Raw genomic sequence first — 19,059 nt, 5'->3', positions numbered from 1 at the left:
ACAGCCGCTATCGAAGCCGTATAGGCGTGTCCCGCAGGGTGGCGCGGGTGTGGAACGTCACGAGAAGCCCGTCCAGGCCCTTTCCGGCCCCGATCGTCGTCTCTCCGGTCCTCCCGGTCCTCCTGGTACTCCTGGGGCTCCTCGGAACCCTGGGTCTCGTGGGGGCGGAGCCCGCCGCCGCCCACGGCATCAGCGACACCGCCGACGTCGAGTTCGCGCAGTCCTTCGAGGGGAACGAGCTCACGTTCGTGGTGCGCCGCGCCCCCGAAGTCCCCGGCCCGCTCCGGGTGGACGTGATCGCGCACCAGCCCGTGCGGGCCGTCCCCCTGAGGATCACGGCCAGGCCGCTGGAGGGGAGCGCCGCCACGGGGCCGGCACCCGACGGGGTGACCGTACGACTGGAGAAGGGGCGTCCGGGGACGTACTCCACGGCTCTGCGGGTCGACCGCACCGGGCGCTGGGAACTGGCCGTCCAGGCCGGTGAGGAGCGCGCCGTGCTGCCCTTCCGGGTGATGACACCGCGCGCCGCCGCCTGGGAGCTGACCCTGTATCCGGCCCTTGCCGTCGCCGGGGTCCTCATCGTCGGCACGCTCCTCGCGGCCGTCCGGCGCCGACGCGTGCTCAGTGCCGTGCTGTCCGCCGCGACGGCCGCCACCCTGGTGGTGGCGGCCACCGCGGCCTCCCTCTCCCCGTACGTCCCGGCGGCGCTTCCGCGGGGTGCGGCGCCGACCGTGGCCGACGATCCGGCACAGGGCTTCTCGGCGAACGGCAGGCCGTTCGCCGACGCCGTGGTCACGACCGACCCGGCCGCGCCCGTGACGGGGCGCGTCCTCGTCGTGCGCATGAGAGTCCTCGACGGTTCCACCGGCCGACCGGTCAACGACCTGACCGTCCATCACGGAGCGCTGGCCCACACGGTGGTGACCAGCGCGGACCTGGGATTCTTCCGGCACGTCCACCCCGTCCTCACCGGGCCCGGAGTCCTGGAGGTCCGGCTGGTGGTCGACCGGCCCGGCCGCTATCTCGTCCAGACGGAGTTCGAGCGGGCCGACAGCGGCGGCCAGCAGGTGTCGGGCGCCTTCCAGGTGGGCGGCCCCCGGCTCCCCGCGCCACGGGACACGGCGCAGGGCCCGTCGGGGAACACGGCGGGTCCGGCCGCCGCGCCCGACGGGGAGCGGGCCCGGGTCACCATCAGCCCGTCCCGGCCGGTCGCGGGCGAGCCCACGGCCTTCGACCTGCGCGTGGACACCGGCGCGGGACCGGCGCGTGACCTTCAGCCCTGGCTCGGCATGGCGGGGCACATGTTCGTCCGCGATCCACGCGGTGACTTCTTCGCCCACGTCCACGAGCTGGACTCCATGGCGCGGTCGAGCGTGCCGGGGGCCCTCCGGAGGGACGAGACGGTCGGGCGGTTCGGGCCGGTGCTCCGCTTCACGTACAGCTTCCCCGCCGCCGGCCGCTATGTGGTCTGGCTGCAGTACTCCAGGAACTTCACCGTCCACACCACCCGAGTGACGATCGACGTCGCCGCCGAAGGGAACTGACATGACGAAGCGCCGGCTGTGGACCGTGACGGGAGGCGTCGCGACGGTGGTCCTGGCGTTGGCCGCCCTGTTGATCGCCCGGTCCGGAGGAGAGCAGCCGGGGACCGTGCTGACGGGTGGTTCGGACCACTACGACGTGCGCGTGCGCCTCGACCGCCTGACCACCGCCACCACCGTGGCGGACATCGAGGTCACCGGACGGGACCGCGACCGGGGGGAGCCGAGCGGGGTGTCGGTGGAGGCCGTGATGGAGCGGATGGGGCACGCGATGCCGTCACTGGCCGCCGAGGCGCTGGGCGACGGGCGGTTCCGGGCGCGCGGGCGGCTGTTCGTGATGGCCGGCGAGTGGCAGCTCGGTGTGCGACTGCGCACGGCGGACGGCGCCTCGGAACTCGTGACCCTGACGGTCGTCGTCCCCTCCGGCGCGTAGATCGGAGACAGCGAGCTGCCATGACCGCATCATGACACCGATAGACGCGGAAAAACGCTCCCACGCGGGCGATAATCGTCATCACAAGCAATGGGGACGGCACTTCATGAGGGTGCCGAACCGTCGTTGATCGTCGCCGTCCACCGAACTCGGCGACAAGAAATGGGAAAACCACATGCCCGTGCACGATTCTCCTTTCCGCTCCGTTCACCGCAAGGCCGGCCTCGCGAGCCTGTGCGTGGCCACCGCCCTCGCGGTGTCCACCCTCGTGGCGGCGCCGGCGTTCGCCGATGCCGACGCCACACCCGTGGCGCCGACTCCGGTGGTCGTCGACCACGGCGACAACAACGGCTGGGACTGAGCACCCCCACCTGCCCCGTTAGGCGAAGTCGTCCACCGAAGCCCCGTCACCGACACCCCGTCACCGAAGCCCCGTCACCGGCGGGCCGGTGGCGGGGTGTCGGCGTTTGGACGGCCCCCCCCGCGCGATCGAGCGCGAGCCGCCGCTGGTATGGGGCAAATATAGCCACGCTTCCTAACGTGAATCCGCGGATCGTCCCCTGCCTTCGCGGGCTGTCACGGCTGAAGAGGAAGAACATGACCGACACCGGCGGCGCCTGGTTTCACCACAGTGGCCAGACCCTGAATCCGGACCTCCGTCTGGTGTGCTTTCCCCACGCGGGCGGCACACCGAATTCCTTCCACGGCTGGGCGTCCCGGCTGCCGGCCCGCACGGGCGTGCTCGCCGTCTGCTACCCCGGACGGCACCAGCGCCTCGCGGACCCGCCGGTGCGCACCATGGAGGTCATGGCCGACCGGCTGGCCGAGGCGCTGCTGCCGTACACGGACACGCCGCTGGCCTTCTTCGGCCACAGCATGGGAGCCGGCGTCGCCTACGAGGTCGCCCTGCGGCTCGAACGGCACGCGGGGGTACGCCCCCTGCGGCTCTTCGCCTCCGCCTTCCGCGCCCCGCACCTGCGTGAGCCCGTCGATCCGCCGACCGACGACGCCACGCTCCTCGACGAGCTCCGCCGCCTCGGCAGCGCCTCCACGAGGGCGCTCGACCACCCGGATCTGCTCCGCATGGTGCTCCCCACCCTGCGGGCGGACATGGAGCTGGTCGCCGCCTACGGCGCGCGCCGCCCCGAACGCGTCGGCTGCCCCCTGGTCGCCTACGCGGGGGACCAGGATCCCGGCTGCGGCCCCGACGCCATGCGTGGCTGGTCCGAACTGACCGGGTCGCGCTTCGAACAACGCTCGTTCGCGGGCGGCCACTTCTATCTGGAGGACCGCGAGGCGGAACTGCTCGCCGATCTCTCCGGCCGCCTGGCCGACGATCTGCGGCTGCGGAAGGCCGTCGCGGCGCTCGGCGGCGGCCGTGACTGACACCCGCCCCCTCTCGCACGGGCAGGAAGCCCAGTGGTTCCTGCACCAACTGGTCCCCGGCGCCACCGCCTACCTCACCGGAGTCGCGGTCCGGATCCGCGACGCCGTGGACGTCGCCGCGCTCGGACGGGTCGTGGAGCTGCTCGCCGTACGGCACGAGATGCTGCGCTCGACCTTCACCACGGACGGCGGCCGGCCCGTGCGCCGGGTCCGGGAGACGAGCCGGCTGCGGCTCGAACACCACGCACTCGGCGCCGTGGGCGAGGAGGAGCTGCGCGGCCGGGTCACGGCCGCGCTCGCCGCGCCCTACCGTCTGGACGAGGACGGCGCGTTCAGGATCGTGCTGTGGACCCGGCCGGACGGTGACGCGGTCCTGCTCGTCGGCGGCCATCACATCGCCACCGACGCGGCCTCCGACGCCGTGCTCCTGCGCGACCTGCTGCGGCTGTACGCGTCCTGCGCCACCGGCACCGACGCCCGGCTGCCCGTCCTGCGGGGCGGCTTCGACGAGGAGGTGGCGAAGGAACGGGCGCTCCTCGCCTCGCCCCGCGGGGCCGAGCTCGGACGCCACTGGCAGCGGATCTGCCACGGCTCGGCAGCCGCCGAGCTGCCCACGGACCTGCCGCGCCCCGCCACGCCGTCCCTGTCCGGAGCGACCTGCCGGGTGGCCGTGCCCGCCGCCACGGCCGCCCGGCTGCGCGAGGCCGCGCGGACCGCCGGGGTCACCCCCTTCGCCCTGCTGCTCGGCGCCTTCCAGGGCCTGCTGTACCGCACCACACGGCAGCGCGACTTCCTGATCGGCTGCCCGGTCACCACCCGGATGAGCTCGAACAGCCTTCACCTGGTGGGCAATTTCATCAACACGATCGTGCTGCGGGCGGCGATCGAACCGTCGACGTCCTTCCACGACCTGGCCGTCGCGGTCGCGGAACAGGTCAGGACCGGCGTCGACGCCATCCGTTACCCCTTCTCGCTGGTGGCCCGGGACCTGGGCCGCGCTCCGGCGGCCGGAAGGGCCCGGGCGTACGCGATCTCGTTCAACATGCTGAGCACCGCCCACCTCGAACCCGCCCTCCGCCCCGTTCTCGACACCGGTCGTCCCGACACCACGACCGACTACGCGGGGATCGCGCTCCGCCCCTACCCCCTGCCCCAGCAGGAGGGCCAGCTCGACCTCGGAGTCGACGTGGTGCAGGGCCCGTCCACCCTGACGTGCGACTTCCGTTACGACGGGGCGCTGTTCGAGCGCGCGACGGTGGAACGCCTCGCCCGGCACTACGTCCGCGCCGTGGAGATCGCCGTCGCCGACCCGGCGACGCGGGTCGCGAGAGCGCCGCTGTGGGCCGCCGCACCCGCCGCGCCCCCGACCACCGACATCCAAGGAGTTTCCGCATGACCGCGCTGCCTCTCGACACCATCGTGACGCGCCTCGAACGCAACGCACGCGAACTGCCGGACAAGGACGCCGTCGTCTTCGTACGACCGAAGGGGGACGAACGCGTCGAGGAGCGGCTGACGTTCGGGCGGCTGCGCGAGGAGGCCCGGGCGCTCGCCCGGTGGTTGCGCGGCCACTGCGCCGAGGACGACCGCGTCCTGCTGCTCTACCCGTCCGGAACGGACTTCGTGAAGGTGCTCGCCGGCTGTCTGTACGCGGGCGTGGTGGCCGTCCCGGCCCCCGCGCCGAGCGGTGGCGGACGGCGTGGTGCGCGCATGGCCGGAGTGGCCCGGGACGCGGACGTGTCGATGGTCCTGACCGACTCGGCGCATCTGGCCGCCGCCCGGGAGTTCCTCCAGGACGCGGGTCTCGGCGCGCTGCCCTGCGTGGCCACGGACACCGTCGAGCCGGACACGGAGGGAGAGCTGCCGGAGCCGCGGTACGACGGCGACAAGGTGGCCATCCTGCAGTACACCTCGGGATCGACCAGCGAACCCAAGGGAGTGCTCCTCACGCACGGAGCCCTCGCGCACAACCTGTGGCTGATCGAGACGGCCCTCGGCCCCGACCGGGAGACCCGGGCGTGCAGCTGGCTCCCGCCGTACCACGACATGGGTCTGATCGGCATGCTCCTGTCACCGTTGTACCTGGGCGCGGGCGTCGTCCTGATCTCCCCGATGGACTTCCTGCGCCGCCCCCGGCTGTGGTTCGAACTGATCCAGGAGCACCGGAGCACCTTCACGACCGCCCCGAACTTCGCGTACGACCTGCTCGCCAAGCACATCACGGACGAGCAGCTCGCCGGCCTCGACCTCTCCAGCCTGCGCTGGGCCCTCAACGGCTCGGAGCCCATCGACGCCGGGACCCTGGAGCGCTTCAGCACCCGTTTCGCGGCCGCGGGCTTCGATCCCCGCGCGCTCAAGCCGTGCTACGGCATGGCCGAGACCGCGCTCTTCGTCGCGGGCACGCCCTCGGACCGCGGTCCGGTCGTCACCCCGGTCGATGTCGCGGACCTGGAGAAGAACCTCTTCACGCCGTCCCCGGCGGACCCGGCCGCCCGCCGGCTGGTCAGCAGCGGCCGGGTGGTCGACCTCGACGTGCGGATCGTCGACCCCGAGTCGGCCGCCGAACTGCCGGACGGTTCGGTCGGCGAGATCTGGGTCCGCGGTGGCAGCGTCACCCCGGGCTACTGGCGCAACCCGGAGCAGACGGCCCGTGCCTTCGACGCGACCACCGCGGCCGGCGAGGGCGGATTCGTGCGCACCGGTGACCTCGGGGCCCGGCACGACGGCGAGCTGTACGTGACGGGCCGCATCAAGGACGTCCTCATCGTCCGGGGCCGCAACCTCTACCCCCACGACATCGAACGCGAGGTCGCCACCCTCCACGAGGCCTTCCAGGGGCTCCAGACCTGCGTGTGCGCGGTGCCCGCCGCCCGCGAGGAGATCGTGGTCCTGCAGGAGTTCCGGGCGCCCGCCGGCATGGACGCCGATCCCGCCGACGTCACCCGCACGGTGCGCGGCGAGCTCAGCGAACTGCTCGGCGTACGCGTCTCGAACGTCGTCCTGCTGCGCCCCGGCCATGTGCGCCGCACGAGCAGCGGCAAGGTGCAGCGGTCGCTGATGCGGGAGCTCTTCATGACGGGCGGGCTCAAGCCCCTGCACGAGGACCTCGACGCGGAGATCGTCCGCCGCTACCGCTCCCAGGGCGCCGCCGTATGACCTCGACACGGAACAGGACACCGGAAGGGCTGCCGGCGGCGTACGCCGCGGCTCTCCACCTCGACGAGCGGCTCGGCGACCCGGACGATCCCGGTCGGCTCTTCTCGTACGCCCGCAGCGGCGCCCTGGACGACGCCGAGTCGTTCCCGCTGGAGATCTGCCGGGAGCTCGACGTCCTCGGGCTCCCGCGTGCCTACGTGCCGGCGGCCCACGGCGGCACCCTGGACGGATACGACGAGGCGATCCAGCTCATGCGCGCCGTCGCCCGGCGGGACGTGACCGTCGCCGTCGCACACGGCAAGACCTTCCTGGGCGCCGTCTGCCTCTGGGTCGGCGGCGACCGGGAACAGGCCGCCCGCCTCGGCGAGCGGATCGGCACCGGGACGGTCGTCTCCTGGGGTCTGACCGAGCGCGATCACGGCAGCGACCTGCTGGCGAGCGAGGTGACCGCCGAGCGGACACCCGACGGCTATCGCCTCACCGGCGAGAAGTGGCTGATCAACAACGCCACCCGCGGCCACCTCGTCTGTGTGCTCGCCCGTACCTCGAAGGACGGCGGGCCGCGCGGCCTCAGCCTGCTCCTCGTGGACAAACAGGCCCTGGCCCCCGGTGCGTTCCGCCCGCTGCCCGCGGTGAAACTCCACGGAATCCGCGGCGCCGACATCAGCGGCATCGCCTTCACCGGCGCCGAGGTGCCGCACTCCGCGCTGATCGGGCGGGAGGGCGACGGCGTGGAGACCGTCGTCAAGAGCCTGCAGCTGACGCGCACGCTGTGCAGCTCGCTGTCGCTGGGCGCCGCCGACCAGGCGCTCGGCATGAGTCTGACGTACGCCCACGAGCGGACCAACTACGGTCGCCTGCTGATCGATCTGCCGCAGACCCGGCACCTGATCAGCGAGTCCTACGCCGACCTCCTCCTCGCGGAGGCGGTCTCGTTGGTGGCGGGGCGCGGCATCCACACGCTGACGGGGGAGCTCGCCGTCGCCTCCGCCGCCGTGAAGTTCTTCGTGCCGACGCTGGTGGAGGGGCTCGTCGCGAAGCTGGCGCGGGTCATGGGCTCGCGCTCGCTGCTGGCCGGCGACACCTACCGGCACGGCCGCTTCCAGAAGGTGCAGCGCGACCATCGCATCGTCGGCATCTTCGACGGCAACACCGTCGTGAACCTGCACTCGCTGATCAACCAGTTCCCCCAGCTCGTACGGGGATACCGGCGGGGCCGCGTGGACAGCGCCGGCCTGTACGCCGCCACCGCGCTGCGCGAACCGCTGCCCGGTTTCGACCCGGGCCGCCTCGAACTGCTCACCCGCTCCGGCTGCAGCCCGGTCCAGGCGCTGCCCGCCGCCTGCGACGCGCTGAGCGAGCTGGCCGACAAGCGGGAGGTGCCCGCTTCCCTCGGCCGGCTGGCCGCGCGGACGCGGGCCGTCGCCGACGAGCTCCACGAGCGGCTGGCCGAGCACCGGCCGACCGCGATCGAGGTCCCGGCCGGGGCCTTCGACCTGGCCGAGCGGTACGCCGTGTGCTTCGCGGCCTCGGCCGCGATCCATCTGTGGCTGCACAACCGCGGCGACACGGACGATCCGGTGACGGCCGGTCTGTGGGACCGCGGCCTGTGGCTCGAGGCCTGTCTGACGAACCTGCTGCGGCGGACGACACCGGGAGCGCCGGGCGCGCACGAAGGCGACACCGACAGCGCCGGCGACGCCACGAGCGACGTCCACGAGCGCCTCGTCGTGGCGCTTCTCGCGCAGCGCGCCGCGGGCCGGCTGCCCTCCCTCCTGACCTACCCGCACCCCGAGGAGCGCCGATGACCCCCCTTCCCGGCCCGCCGGCGACGTGCGCCGACACCGATCCAGACCTGCCCGACCCCCTGGAGCAGCTGCTCGGAGACCCCCTCGATCCGGACAACCCGCTGAGTTACGACGCCTTCCTCGCCGCGGACGAGCGGGGCGACCCGCTGCCGGCGGGCCGCGCGCTCCTCGACGCGTACGGGCTCGGTGCCGAGTTCGTCCCCCGCGCGCTGGGCGGCCGCCTGCGCCAGGCCGACGAACTGGCGCGGGTGCTCCGACCGCTCTTCCGGCGGGACGGATCCCTGGGACTCGGCCACGGCGCGATCAACCTCATCGCGAGCGCACCGGTGTGGTCCGCGGGGTCCCCCGAACAGCGCCGGATGCTCGCGGACCTGCTGCTCGCGGGCGGTCAGACGGCAGGGGCGTACACCGAACTGGCCTCCGGCCACGATCTGGTCGCCTCGAAGGTGAGGGCCACCCGGCAGGGGAGCGGCTGGTCCCTCTCCGGCCGCAAGGAGGTCATCAACAACGTGACACGGGCCCACGCCGTGACCGTCCTCGCCCGCACCGGCGAGCAGCCCGGAAGCCGCAGCCACTCGCTGTTCCTGCTCGACATGGACTCCGTGCCGCGCGACCGGCTGCGCTTCCTGCCCCGGTTCCGCACCTCGGGACTGCGGGCGATCCACCTCGGCGGCGTGGAGTTCGACGCCTGTCCGCTTCCCGGGTCCGCGCTGGTCGGAGAGGAGGGCGGCGCGCTGGAGTCCGTGCTCCGGGCCTTCCAGGTCACCAAGGCCGTCCTGTCCGGTGCGACGCTCGGTTCGCTCGACACCCAGCTGCGCACGGTCACCGCGTTCGCGACCGGGCGCCGGCTGTACGGCCGGCCGGTGAGTGAACTCCCGCACGCCCGGGCGGCCCTCACCGGGGCGTTCACCGATCTGCTCATCGCCGACTGCCTGTCCACGACGGTGTGCCGGGCGCTGCACGTGCTGCCCCGGATGACGAGCCTGTACGCACCGGCGGTCAAGTACCTCGTCCCGCTGCTGACCCAGGAGGCCATGGACCGCCTGGCCGTGGTCCTCGGCGCCCGTTCCTTCCTGCGGGAGGGCCCGCAGGGCATCTTCCAGAAGCATCTGCGCGACCTGCCGGTCGGTTCCCTGGCCCACTCCGGGGCGACCGTCTGCCAGGCGACGATCATTCCCCAGCTGCCGCGGCCGGCCCGCCGGAGCTGGTTCGTGACCCCGCCCGCGCCGCCCGAGCTGTTCCGGATCGACGCGCCCCTGGACGACCTGGACTTCCGGCGCCCGGAGATCACCGCGGCCGCCGACGACGGACTTCTCGCGGTCCTGCCGGACGCCGCCGAGCGGCTGCGCTCCGATCCGGTGCTGGGCCCGCTGTGCGGCCGGTTGACCGACTCCCTGCGGAGCCTGCGTGACGACTGCCTCGCCCTCACCCCGCGCGGCGCGTCCCCGCTGGCCGAGCCCTGGGGCTTCGAACTGGCCGAGCGGTACGCGCTGCTGGCCGCGGCCGCAGCCTGCCTGGGCGTCTGGCAGTACAACCGTGACCGACAGGACCCCTTCCTGCGCGACACGGCCTGGCTGGCGGCCGCCCTGCGGCGGCTGACCGTCCGCCTGGGACACGCACCCGGACCGGAGGCGGACACCGAGGCGGTCTTCCGGGAGCTCACCGAACGCTGTGAGCGGAACGCCGGCTTCGACCTGATCGGCCGACGACTTGCCTGACACCCGCGGGCGCACCGTACTCGCCCCACCCCACCTCTTCATCCGTCCCCTGCCCCGAAGGAGCCACGCCATGACCACGACCGCCGCCGAACACGACCGCCTGACGCCCCCCGACCCCGAGGAGCTGAGCGACTGGCTGCGGGAGCGGGTGGCGTACTTCGTCGAATGCCCCGTGACCGACATCGCCACGGACGTCAAGCTCGTCGAGTACGGCCTGGACTCGCTGTACGCCCTGACGCTCTGCGGCGACATCGAGGACACCTTCGGCATCCCCGTGTCCCCGACGCTGGCCTGGGACTACCCGACCATCGACGCCATCGTGGGCCTGCTGGCCGGTCCGCGCCGGAGCTGACACGCGGCGGGCCCCCTCCCCGCACGGGGAGGGGGCCCACCACGTGTGCGCACCGGACGTCAGGCCGACGCCAGCTGCAGGTGCCGCAGCTCGTCGGCGTACGCGAGGCTGCCTTCGAGGACGGCCTGGTGCGCCTGCGTCAGCGCGGGACCCGGGTCGATGCCGAGCTCCTCCGCGAGGACCCGGCAGCCGGTGCGGTAGACCGCGAGCGCGTCGGCCTGCCGGTCACAGCGGTACAGCGCGATCATCAGATACGACCGCAGCTTCTCGCGCAGCGGAAACTCCTGGACGAGACCGGTCAGTTCGGGAACGAGAGCGCTGTGCCGACCGAGCTCCAGGTCCGCCTCGATGCGCTGCTCCAGAACGGTCGCACGGGCCTCTTCGAGCCGCGGCCGCTCGGCGTCCGCGAGGAAGTCGGTCACATCGGCGAGGGGCGAGCCCCGATGCAGGTCGAGCGCCGCGCCGAGCAGGGCGGAGGCCTCCCCGTACCGCGCCCTCGCCAGCGCCTCGCGCCCGAGGTCGGCGAGCCGCTCGAACTCCAGGACGTCCAGGCGCGCCCGCCCGGTGCGGATGAGGTAGCCGGGAGTCCGCCTCACCAACTCGACGTCGGGGCCGAGCTGCCTGCGCAGCCTGGACACGTAGGTGCAGATCTGCGCGTTCCTGGTGGTGGGCGGCTCCCATCCCCACAGCAGGGCGCTCATGCGGTCGTCGGACACGGTCCGGCCGCGCGCCAGCAGCAGAGCCGCCAGAACGGTCTTCATCTTCGTGCCGGCCAGGGCGATCGGCTCCTGGCCGCCACGTACCTCCACCGGACCGAGAATCCTGAACTCCACTCTTCCCCCTGCTCTCCGCAACCACTGCCGAACCAGTCCGGCTTCGACATCCTGTGCGAGAACATGGCTGGAATGGGTGGTTCCGATCTGGCAGGACCCTGCCCGTACAGCAGGCTGTCAGCCCCCGGCCCCGATCCTTCCCCGGTCCACCCGGCAGCGCTCGACGGTTCCGTCGGTGTGGGTCACGGAGACGGTGTGCCCACGGCCCTCCGCGACGCACAGCCAGAAGGCACCCCCCACCGCGGTCGCCCGCGCGTCCCTGCTCGTCGTCCGCAGCAGGCCCCGGGCGAAGGTCACCGCGGCGGGCGGCCCGGCCGCCCCGCCCTCGCCGAGCACGCCCCAGGCGAGAGTGAGCGCACGGCCGTCACGCACGTGCGTGTGGGCGCCGCGCAGGACCGACGGCTCCAGCGCGCTCGCGACGACCACGTCGAGCAACGCGTCCTCGCCGTAGACCTCCAGGGCCGTACGTCCCCGTGAAGCGCGGCCGAGACGGATCGACCAGGGCGTGCCCAGGAGGGGGAACCGGCCGGTCTCCGGCACCTCTTGCTCCGACAGGGTGAACACGGCGCGCGGCCTCCTTCCGTACCCGACGTCCGGGTACGCAAGCGAGTCTGGTCGGCGCGCGGGCCGGGGTCCTCAACGCCAGTACCCCGGTCCATGGTGGTGCTGGCTTCACCCCCGTCCGCCCTCGTATCGAACAAATATGGGGGCGCGGGGGAGCGTGGCCTTCTCGGATCACGAGAGGAAGTGGACGACGACGATGGCTACGATGGCCCAGGCTCCCAGGACGCGGCTCCTCGACATCACACTCGGCGAGACCGAGCGCGAGGCGTTCACACGGCTGGCGGCGGCGCTGGCCACCACCGGCTCCCGGAAGGTCGACGATCCCGCCTGGCTGGAACAGGCCCGCACCCTGTCCAGCAGCATCCCGGCCGCGGTGCGGGAGGCGATCCGCCGGTTCCGCCACGACCCCGGAACCGGCGGACTGATGACGGTGCGGAACCTGCCGCTGCCCGAGACCGAGCTGCCCCTCACCCCCACGGAGAAGGGCTCCGTGGAGCGTGCGGCCACGGTGCCGGCCGCCGTGGCCGTGCTGCTCAGCCTGCACCTCGGGGAGATCGCGGCCTTCCGCGAGGAGAAGTACGGCGCGCTGGTGCAGAACGTGGTGCCCGTGCCCGGCCAGGAGGCGGAGCAGAGCAACGCCGGCTCCCGCCCGCTCGACCTGCACGTGGAGAACGCCTTCCATCCCAACAGGCCCGACTACGTGGGCCTGTTGTGCCTCCGAGGGGACCACTCGGGTCGCGCCGGCACCCTCGTCTCGTCGATCCGGGAGGCGGTGCGCCTGATCCCCGGCGAGGTGCTGGAGGAGCTCCGGCGCCCGGTGTTCGTCACGGAGCCGCCGCCGTCGTTCGGGGGCGGTGACAGCGCCCCCGTGCACGCGGTCGTCGAGGGCGACCCCGAGGACCCCAACGTCCGGGTGGACTTCCACGCGACCCACGCGCTCGGTGACACGGGCAAGCTCGCCCTGGAGCGCCTGCGCGACGCGTTCCTCGACGTCGCCTCCGAACTGGTGCTGCAGCCCGGCGAGATGGCCTTCGTCGACAACCGCGTGGCGATCCACGGGCGTACGGCGTTCACCCCGCGGTACGACGGCCGCGACCGCTGGCTGCACCGCACCTTCGTGCACCTGGACCACCGGCGCACCCGAATCCACCGCCCCGGCGGCGGCCCTGTGCTCGACTGAGCATCCCCCCGCGGGACCCCGCCACCCACCCGGTCCGCCCCCTCTGCGGGGGCGGGCCGGGTGGTGTCATGCCCCGTCCAGGAAGCGCAGGACCGCCAGGACCCGGCGGTGGTCGCCCTCGGCCTGTCCGAGGTCGAGCTTGGCGAAGATGTTGTTGATGTGCTTGGCGACGGCGCTCTCACCGACCACCAGCCGCTCGGCGATCCCGGCGTTGGAACGGCCCTCCGCCATCAGCGACAGCACCTCGCGCTCGCGCGGCGTCAGCCGCTCCAGCGGATCCCTCCCGCCGCGCCGCGTCAGCAACTGCCCCACCACCTGCGGGTCGAGGGCCGTGCCACCCGCCGCGACCCGCCGCAGAGCGTCGATGAACTCCTCGACGTCGGCGACCCGTTGCTTGAGCAGATAGCCCAGACCGCCCGCCTGGCCGGTCAGCAGATCGGCGGCATAGCGCTCCTCCACGTACTGGGAGAGCAGCAGCACCGCGGTGTCGGGCCACCGCTCGCGGATCGTGAGGGCGGCGCGTACGCCCTCGTCGGTGAAACCGGGCGGCATGCGGACGTCGACGAGCGCGAGCCTCGGCCGGTGCGTGTCGACCGCCGCCAACAAGGCCTCGGCGTCACCGGTTTCGGCGGCGACCTCGAAGCCGGCCAGCTCCAGGACCTTGACCAGCCCGATCCTCAGCAGGACCGAGTCCTCGGCGATGACCGCACGCACAGCACACACTCCAGAGTGAGGGGGACACGACGTACGCTACCGCCTCACCCACCCGGACCGGCGAAGAAAGGCCAGGTCGGGGCGGCTCCGTGAAGGACGGTTCCGGGCCGGGGGTGTACCTGGCACCACCACGGGACGGAATCCTGCGTTACTGACTCCCGGCGGCCCCGCGGCCAGGCTGGAGTACGTGCCCGAGACCCGGGTACGGAAGGAGCTCCCTCCCATGGCCACCCTCGCACCGCTCGTCCGTCGCACCTCCCGTCGTCCGCTCCGGATGCCGAGGCCGTCGCTGTCGACCGCTCTCGTCGTCGCGGGCTCGGTGCTGGTCCCCTGGATGTTCGTGCTCGCGGCGACGCTGCCGGCCACGGCGGAGGCGCACCACTGGACGGCGGCCTGGGTGGGCCTCGACGCGGCGCTCGCGGCGGGACTGGCCGGCACGGGCCTGCTGCGGGCACGGCGCGACCCCCGCCACGTGCTCACGGCCGCCGCCACCTCGGCGCTGCTCCTCATGGACGCCTGGTTCGACACCATGACCGCGGCCCCGGGCGCCGAGACGGCCACCGCCCTCGCCCTCGCCCTCTGCGCGGAGATCCCCCTGGCCCTGCTGTGCGCCCGGCTGGCGGTACGGGGAATGGGACGCGCCGACCTGGGGAGGCCGGGGCACCGGGCCGGATAGCCTGACGAAATGCTTACCGAAGTGACAGCGACCCGCTATGTCACGCCCTTGCGTGAGGGCGGCTCGCTCCCCGGGATCGTCGAGGCCGACGATCTCGGCACGTACGTCATGAAATTCACCGGCGCAGGCCAGGGGCGCAAGACCCTGGTCGCCGAGGTCGTCTGCGGGCAGCTCGCCCGGAGGCTGGGCCTGCGGGTGCCGGAGCTCGTCACCATCCAGCTCGACCCCGTCATCGGGCTCTCCGAACCCGACCAGGAGGTGCAGGAGCTGCTCAAGGCGAGCGGCGGCCTCAACCTGGGCATGGACTTCCTGCCCGGCTCGCTGGGCTTCGACCCGCTCGCGTACGAGGTCGACCCCCGGGAGGCCGGCCGGGTCGTCTGGTTCGACGCGCTGATCAACAACGTCGACCGCTCCTGGCGCAACCCGAACATGCTCGTCTGGCACGGCGACCTGTGGCTCATCGACCACGGGGCCACCATGATCTGGCACCACAACTGGCCGGGCGCCCAGGCCTCCGCCGCGAAGCCGTACGACGCCTCCGACCACGCGCTCGCCCGCTTCGCCCCGGACGTCACCGCCGCGGCCGCCGAGCTCGCTCCGCTCGTCACCCGCGAGCTCCTGGAGGAGGTCACCGCCGACGTCCCCGACGAGTGGCTCGTCGACGAGCCCGGCTTCGGCGGCACGGACGAGGTGCGCGCCGCGTACGTCTCGGCGCTGCTGCCGCGCGCCGCCACCATCCACGAGCGGATCACGCTCGGGCCGCGCACCGAGAACCGGCCGCAGCGGCCGCCGGGCTGGCTCGCCGAACGCCTCGCGCCCCGGAAGCACACCACCGAGAAGGACAGCACGACGTGACCGACCGCGATGTCTTCGAGTACGCGCTGCTGCGCGTCGTGCCCCGGGTGGAGCGCGGCGAGTGCTTCAACGCGGGAGTGGTCGTCTACTGCCGCGCCCGGTCCTTCGTGGCCGCCCGTACGCATCTCGACGAGGCCAAGCTGACGGTGCTCGACCCGGCGGCCGACGTGGCCGGCGTACGGGCCGCGCTGGGCGCCGTCGAGGGGGTCTGTCTGGGCGGTGACGCGGCGGGCCAGGCCGCGCGCGACGACGCGGGACGGCGCTTCCGCTGGCTGATCGCGCCGCGCTCCACGGTCGTGCAGCCGGGCCCCGTCCACACGGGTCTGACCACCGACCCCGAGGCCGAGGTGGAACGGCTGCTCGACCTTCTCGTCCGGTAGGAGCGGGAGGAGTGACCCGGTGCACCCGGTGGGCCGTTGACACCGGGTGCCAGGGCTTCTAGCGTCTCGTCCTGCGGACGATACTAAGCGGTCGCTCATGTGCGGGACGCAGGAGCGGACGGATGGTTCGGCCGCCACCAGGGACGATCCAAGGGCGAGGAGAACCAAGCATGTCCACCACCGAGCAGCGCGTAGCCATTGTCACGGGTGCCGCACGGGGCATCGGCGCGGCCACCGCGCTCCGCCTGGCGGCCGAGGGCCGCGCCGTCGCCGTACTCGACCTCGACGAGGCGGCCTGCAAGGACACCGTCGAGAAGATCACCGCCGCGGGCGGCACCGCCCTCGCGGTCGGCTGCGACGTCTCGGACGGCGCGCAGGTGGAGGCCGCCGTCGCGCGGGTCGCCGCCGAGCTCGGCGCGCCGACGATCCTCGTCAACAACGCGGGCGTGCTCCGCGACAACCTGCTCTTCAAGATGTCCGAGTCCGACTGGGACATCGTCATGAACGTCCACCTCAAGGGCGCCTTCCTGATGGCGAAGGCCGTCCAGAAGCACATGGTGGACGCGGGCTTCGGCCGGATCGTCTCCCTCTCCTCCTCCTCGGCGCTCGGCAACCGCGGCCAGGCCAACTACTCGGCCGTCAAGGCGGGTCTGCAGGGCTTCACCAAGACCCTCGCCAAGGAGCTCGGCAAGTTCGGCATCACCGCCAACGCCGTCGCCCCGGGCTTCATCGTCACCGAGATGACCGCGCAGACCGCCGAGCGCGTCGGCATGGGCTTCGAGGAGTTCCAGGCGGCCGCCGCCTCCATGATCCCGGTGGCGCGGGTCGGCCGCCCCGAGGACGTCGCCAACGCGATCGCGTTCTTCACGGGCGACGACGCCGGCTTCGTCTCCGGCCAGGTCATGTACGTGGCCGGCGGCCCGCTCAACTGACCCGTCGGCATCGGCATCGAGAGGAGACGGACATGACCGCACAGGAACGGCCGGAGCTGTCCGGCAAGGTCGCCCTCGTCACCGGCGCCAGCCGGGGCATCGGCTACGGCGTCGCCGAGGCCCTCGTCGCCCGCGGCGACCGGGTCGTCATCACCGGACGCGGCGAGGAGGCCCTCAAGGAGGCTGTCGAGCGGCTCGGGGCCGACCGGGTCATCGCCGTCCCCGGCAAGGCGCACGACGAGGCCCACCAGGCCACCGCCGTCGAGGCGGCCATGGACGGTTTCGGCCGCCTGGACTTCCTGGTCAACAACGCCGGCACGAACCCCGTATTCGGGCCCATCGCGGACATGGATCTCGGGGTGGCTCGCAAGGTGTTCGAGACGAATGTGATCTCCGCGCTCGGTTTCGCCCAGCGGAGCTGGCACGCCTGGCAGAAGGAGCACGGCGGGGCGATCGTGAACATCGCCTCGATCGCCGGCGTCTCCGCCTCGCCTTTCGTCGGCGCGTACGGAATGAGCAAGGCCGCGATGATCAATCTGACCCTTCAGCTGGCGCATGAATTCGCGCCGGTCGTGCGGGTCAACGCGATCGCGCCGGCCGTCGTGAAGACGAAATTCGCGCGGGCGCTCTACGAGGGCCGTGAGGCGGAGGCGGCCGCCTCCTATCCGCTCGGCCGGCTCGGCGAGCCCGAGGACATCGGCGGGGCGGCGGCCTTCCTCACCTCGTCACAGTCGGAGTGGATCACCGGTCAGACGCTCGTCGTCGACGGTGGCATTTTCCTGAACGCCGGAGTCGGGTGACCGATAACCGGACACTTTCCGGATTCTCTTGTCCGGATTGAGCCCGGTTGTGCGCCGAATGCCTCAAGTGCCCCGGCAGGCTCGAACATTGACCTGGCGGGGTGCTGCGGTATCGTCGGCCGACCCCTGGCTGAACGAGGAGCGTGCACGTGTTCAACCGGACCAGTCTGCAGTCCGCTGCAGCCCTTGTGTCCATATCCCTGGTAACCGGATGCGGTGTCTTCTCGGACAGCGAATCCGCCGGGGAGCAGAGAATCGTCGTCGGTACGACGAGTTCTCCCACCACGCTTGATCCGGCCGCCGCGTGGGACAATTCCTGGGAGCTCTTCCGGAATGTCTTCCAGACCCTGGTGAGTTTCCCGACGGGCAGCACCACCCCGCAGTCGGACGCCGCCGACTGCAAGTTCACGGACACCTCCAGTCGGGTCTTCGAGTGCAAGCTCGTGGAGGGCCTCACCTTCTCCAACGGGCACAAACTGGACGCCAAGGCCGTCCAGTACTCGATCGAGCGCATCCGCACGATCAACTACAAGGGCGGCCCGAACGGCATGCTCGGCTCGCTCGACAAGATCGACACCGTCGGCGACCGCACCGTCGTCTTCCGGCTCAACAAGTCGGACGCCACCTTCCCCTTCGTCCTCGCCACCCCCGCGATGTCGCTGGTGGACCCCGCCGAGTACCCGGCCGACCAGCTCCGCAAGGACGGCAAGGTCATGGGCTCCGGCCCGTACGCCCTCGACTCGTACACCGAGCGCGAGACGGCGGAGCTGACGAAGAACCCCACCTACAAGGGCTTCGCCGACCGCAAGAACGGCGGCGTCACGATCCGGTACTTCGACAACTCCGACGCCATGGTCGCCGCCCTCCGGAAGAAGGAGATCGACGCCACCTACCGCGGCCTCACCGCCGAGGAGGTCGTCGCCCTCCAGGAGGACAAGCCGGAGAACAAGGGCCTCCAGCTCATCGAGTCGACCGGCGCCGACATCCGCTACCTGGTCTTCAACACCCAGGACAAGTCCGTCGCCAAGCTCCCCGTCCGCAAGGCCATCGCCCAGCTCGTCGACCGCGACGAACTGGTCAACAAGGTCTACCAGGGCACCGCCGAGCCCCTGTACTCGATGGTGCCCAAGGGCATCGCCGCCCACACCACCAAGTTCTTCGACCGCTTCGGCTCGCCCAGCGTGGAGAAGGCGAAGAAGATCCTCCGCAGTGCAGGCATCACCGAGCCCGTCGCGCTGGACTTCTGGTACACCACCGACCGGTACGGCTCCTCGACGGCCGCCGAGTTCGCCGAGCTCAAGCGGCAGCTGGAGGAGTCCGGCCTCTTCGAGGTCACCCTGCACGGCAAGCCCTGGAAGGAGTTCCAGGAGGGCTACCAGAAGGGCGAGTACCCGGTCTTCGGCCGCGGCTGGTTCCCCGACTTCCCGGACCCGGACAACTTCGTCGCCCCCTTCGTGGGCAAGGAGAACGTCCTCGGCACGCCCTACGAGAGCTCCCGGATCACCAACGAACTGCTGCCGAAGTCCCGCCGCGAGAGCGACCGCGGGACCGTCACGGACGAGTTCGTGGAGGCCCAGGAGATCATGGTCCAGGACGTCCGGCTGCTGCCCCTGTGGCAGGGCAAGCTGTACATCGCGGCCGGCGAGGACATCGGCGGCGGCGAGCGCGCCCTCGACCCGCAGACGGTCATGCAGATGTGGGAGCTGAGCCGCCGCGCCAGCTGGTAGCGGG

Annotated in this window: 19 protein-coding genes; 16 read left to right on the top strand and 3 right to left on the bottom strand. The window is 72.2% G+C overall.

Annotated features, from left to right (window positions below):
- Positions 1-158 precede the first annotated feature (158 nt).
- From ABZ318_RS07205 to ABZ318_RS07165, 9 genes are all read left to right on the top strand, one after another.
- Positions 159-1,544: a hypothetical protein gene (locus ABZ318_RS07205; protein ID WP_356901497.1), complete on the top strand. Its 1,386-nt coding sequence runs from the start codon at positions 159-161 to the stop codon at positions 1,542-1,544.
- Position 1,545: 1 nt separating this feature from the next.
- On the top strand, positions 1,546-1,974 hold the full coding sequence (locus ABZ318_RS07200) for a hypothetical protein (RefSeq protein ID WP_356901496.1): 429 nt from the start codon (positions 1,546-1,548) through the stop codon (positions 1,972-1,974).
- A gap of 181 nt (positions 1,975-2,155) precedes the next feature.
- Complete coding sequence (locus ABZ318_RS07195; RefSeq protein ID WP_356901495.1) at positions 2,156-2,335, top strand: hypothetical protein; 180 nt, start codon at positions 2,156-2,158, stop codon at positions 2,333-2,335.
- A gap of 236 nt (positions 2,336-2,571) precedes the next feature.
- Positions 2,572-3,360: an alpha/beta fold hydrolase gene (locus ABZ318_RS07190; protein WP_356901494.1), complete on the top strand. Its 789-nt coding sequence runs from the start codon at positions 2,572-2,574 to the stop codon at positions 3,358-3,360.
- Positions 3,353-4,756, top strand: a complete 1,404-nt coding sequence (locus tag ABZ318_RS07185; RefSeq protein WP_356901493.1) for a condensation domain-containing protein — start codon at positions 3,353-3,355, stop codon at positions 4,754-4,756. Before ABZ318_RS07190 ends, ABZ318_RS07185 begins: the two co-directional genes overlap by 8 nt.
- A complete protein-coding gene (locus ABZ318_RS07180; protein WP_356901492.1) occupies positions 4,753-6,516 on the top strand; it encodes a fatty acyl-AMP ligase in 1,764 nt (587 codons plus the stop codon). The genes ABZ318_RS07185 and ABZ318_RS07180 overlap by 4 nt, the downstream gene beginning before the upstream one ends.
- Positions 6,513-8,324: an acyl-CoA dehydrogenase family protein gene (locus ABZ318_RS07175; protein ID WP_356901491.1), complete on the top strand. Its 1,812-nt coding sequence runs from the start codon at positions 6,513-6,515 to the stop codon at positions 8,322-8,324. The genes ABZ318_RS07180 and ABZ318_RS07175 overlap by 4 nt, the downstream gene beginning before the upstream one ends.
- On the top strand, positions 8,321-10,042 hold the full coding sequence (locus ABZ318_RS07170) for an acyl-CoA dehydrogenase (protein ID WP_356901490.1): 1,722 nt from the start codon (positions 8,321-8,323) through the stop codon (positions 10,040-10,042). Before ABZ318_RS07175 ends, ABZ318_RS07170 begins: the two co-directional genes overlap by 4 nt.
- 70 nt (positions 10,043-10,112) lie before the next feature.
- A complete protein-coding gene (locus ABZ318_RS07165) occupies positions 10,113-10,394 on the top strand; it encodes an acyl carrier protein (protein ID WP_356901489.1) in 282 nt (93 codons plus the stop codon).
- A gap of 59 nt (positions 10,395-10,453) precedes the next feature.
- Here the strand turns inward: ABZ318_RS07165 and ABZ318_RS07160 are convergent, their stop codons facing one another.
- Both ABZ318_RS07160 and ABZ318_RS07155 read right to left on the bottom strand, forming a co-directional pair.
- Entirely contained in the window at positions 10,454-11,203 is a 750-nt protein-coding gene (locus tag ABZ318_RS07160; RefSeq protein ID WP_356901488.1) for an AfsR/SARP family transcriptional regulator, read from the bottom strand.
- A gap of 141 nt (positions 11,204-11,344) precedes the next feature.
- On the bottom strand, positions 11,345-11,791 hold the full coding sequence (locus ABZ318_RS07155) for a hypothetical protein (protein ID WP_356901487.1): 447 nt from the start codon (positions 11,789-11,791) through the stop codon (positions 11,345-11,347).
- Positions 11,792-11,996: 205 nt separating this feature from the next.
- On the opposite strand from ABZ318_RS07155, the gene ABZ318_RS07150 reads away from it, so the two are divergent.
- Positions 11,997-12,971 (top strand): TauD/TfdA family dioxygenase, encoded by a 975-nt coding sequence (locus ABZ318_RS07150; RefSeq protein ID WP_356901486.1) that lies wholly within the window; start codon positions 11,997-11,999, stop codon positions 12,969-12,971.
- A 66-nt stretch (positions 12,972-13,037) separates the two neighbouring features.
- On the opposite strand, the gene ABZ318_RS07145 is transcribed toward ABZ318_RS07150, so the two are convergent.
- Positions 13,038-13,685 carry a response regulator transcription factor gene (locus tag ABZ318_RS07145; RefSeq protein WP_356901485.1) on the bottom strand — a complete coding sequence of 216 codons (648 nt, stop codon included), beginning with the start codon at positions 13,683-13,685 and terminating at the stop codon, positions 13,038-13,040.
- Positions 13,686-13,908: 223 nt separating this feature from the next.
- On the opposite strand from ABZ318_RS07145, the gene ABZ318_RS07140 reads away from it, so the two are divergent.
- The 6 genes from ABZ318_RS07140 to ABZ318_RS07115 all read left to right on the top strand — a co-directional run bounded on the left by ABZ318_RS07140 (position 13,909) and on the right by ABZ318_RS07115 (position 19,055).
- Complete coding sequence (locus ABZ318_RS07140; protein WP_356901484.1) at positions 13,909-14,361, top strand: LPXTG cell wall anchor domain-containing protein; 453 nt, start codon at positions 13,909-13,911, stop codon at positions 14,359-14,361.
- Between the two features lie 9 nt (positions 14,362-14,370).
- Positions 14,371-15,216, top strand: a complete 846-nt coding sequence (locus tag ABZ318_RS07135; RefSeq protein WP_356901483.1) for a HipA family kinase — start codon at positions 14,371-14,373, stop codon at positions 15,214-15,216.
- Positions 15,213-15,596, top strand: a complete 384-nt coding sequence (locus ABZ318_RS07130) for a DUF3037 domain-containing protein (protein ID WP_356901482.1) — start codon at positions 15,213-15,215, stop codon at positions 15,594-15,596. The genes ABZ318_RS07135 and ABZ318_RS07130 overlap by 4 nt, the downstream gene beginning before the upstream one ends.
- A gap of 170 nt (positions 15,597-15,766) precedes the next feature.
- A complete protein-coding gene (gene fabG, locus ABZ318_RS07125) occupies positions 15,767-16,528 on the top strand; it encodes a 3-oxoacyl-ACP reductase FabG (protein ID WP_030686311.1) in 762 nt (253 codons plus the stop codon).
- Between the two features lie 32 nt (positions 16,529-16,560).
- Complete coding sequence (locus tag ABZ318_RS07120) at positions 16,561-17,328, top strand: SDR family oxidoreductase (protein ID WP_356901481.1); 768 nt, start codon at positions 16,561-16,563, stop codon at positions 17,326-17,328.
- 149 nt (positions 17,329-17,477) lie between these two features.
- The gene (locus ABZ318_RS07115; RefSeq protein ID WP_356901480.1) at positions 17,478-19,055 is read left to right on the top strand and encodes an ABC transporter substrate-binding protein; all 1,578 of its coding nucleotides are present in this window, start codon (positions 17,478-17,480) and stop codon (positions 19,053-19,055) included.
- The last annotated feature ends 4 nt before the right edge of the window (positions 19,056-19,059 follow it).

Origin of the sequence: Streptomyces sp. NPDC006197, assembly GCF_040613865.1 — a bacterium.
Classification (GTDB): Bacteria; Actinomycetota; Actinomycetes; order Streptomycetales; family Streptomycetaceae; genus Streptomyces.
Note: the sequence above shows the minus strand (reverse complement) of the source record. Positions and strands in the feature narration are given on the sequence as shown.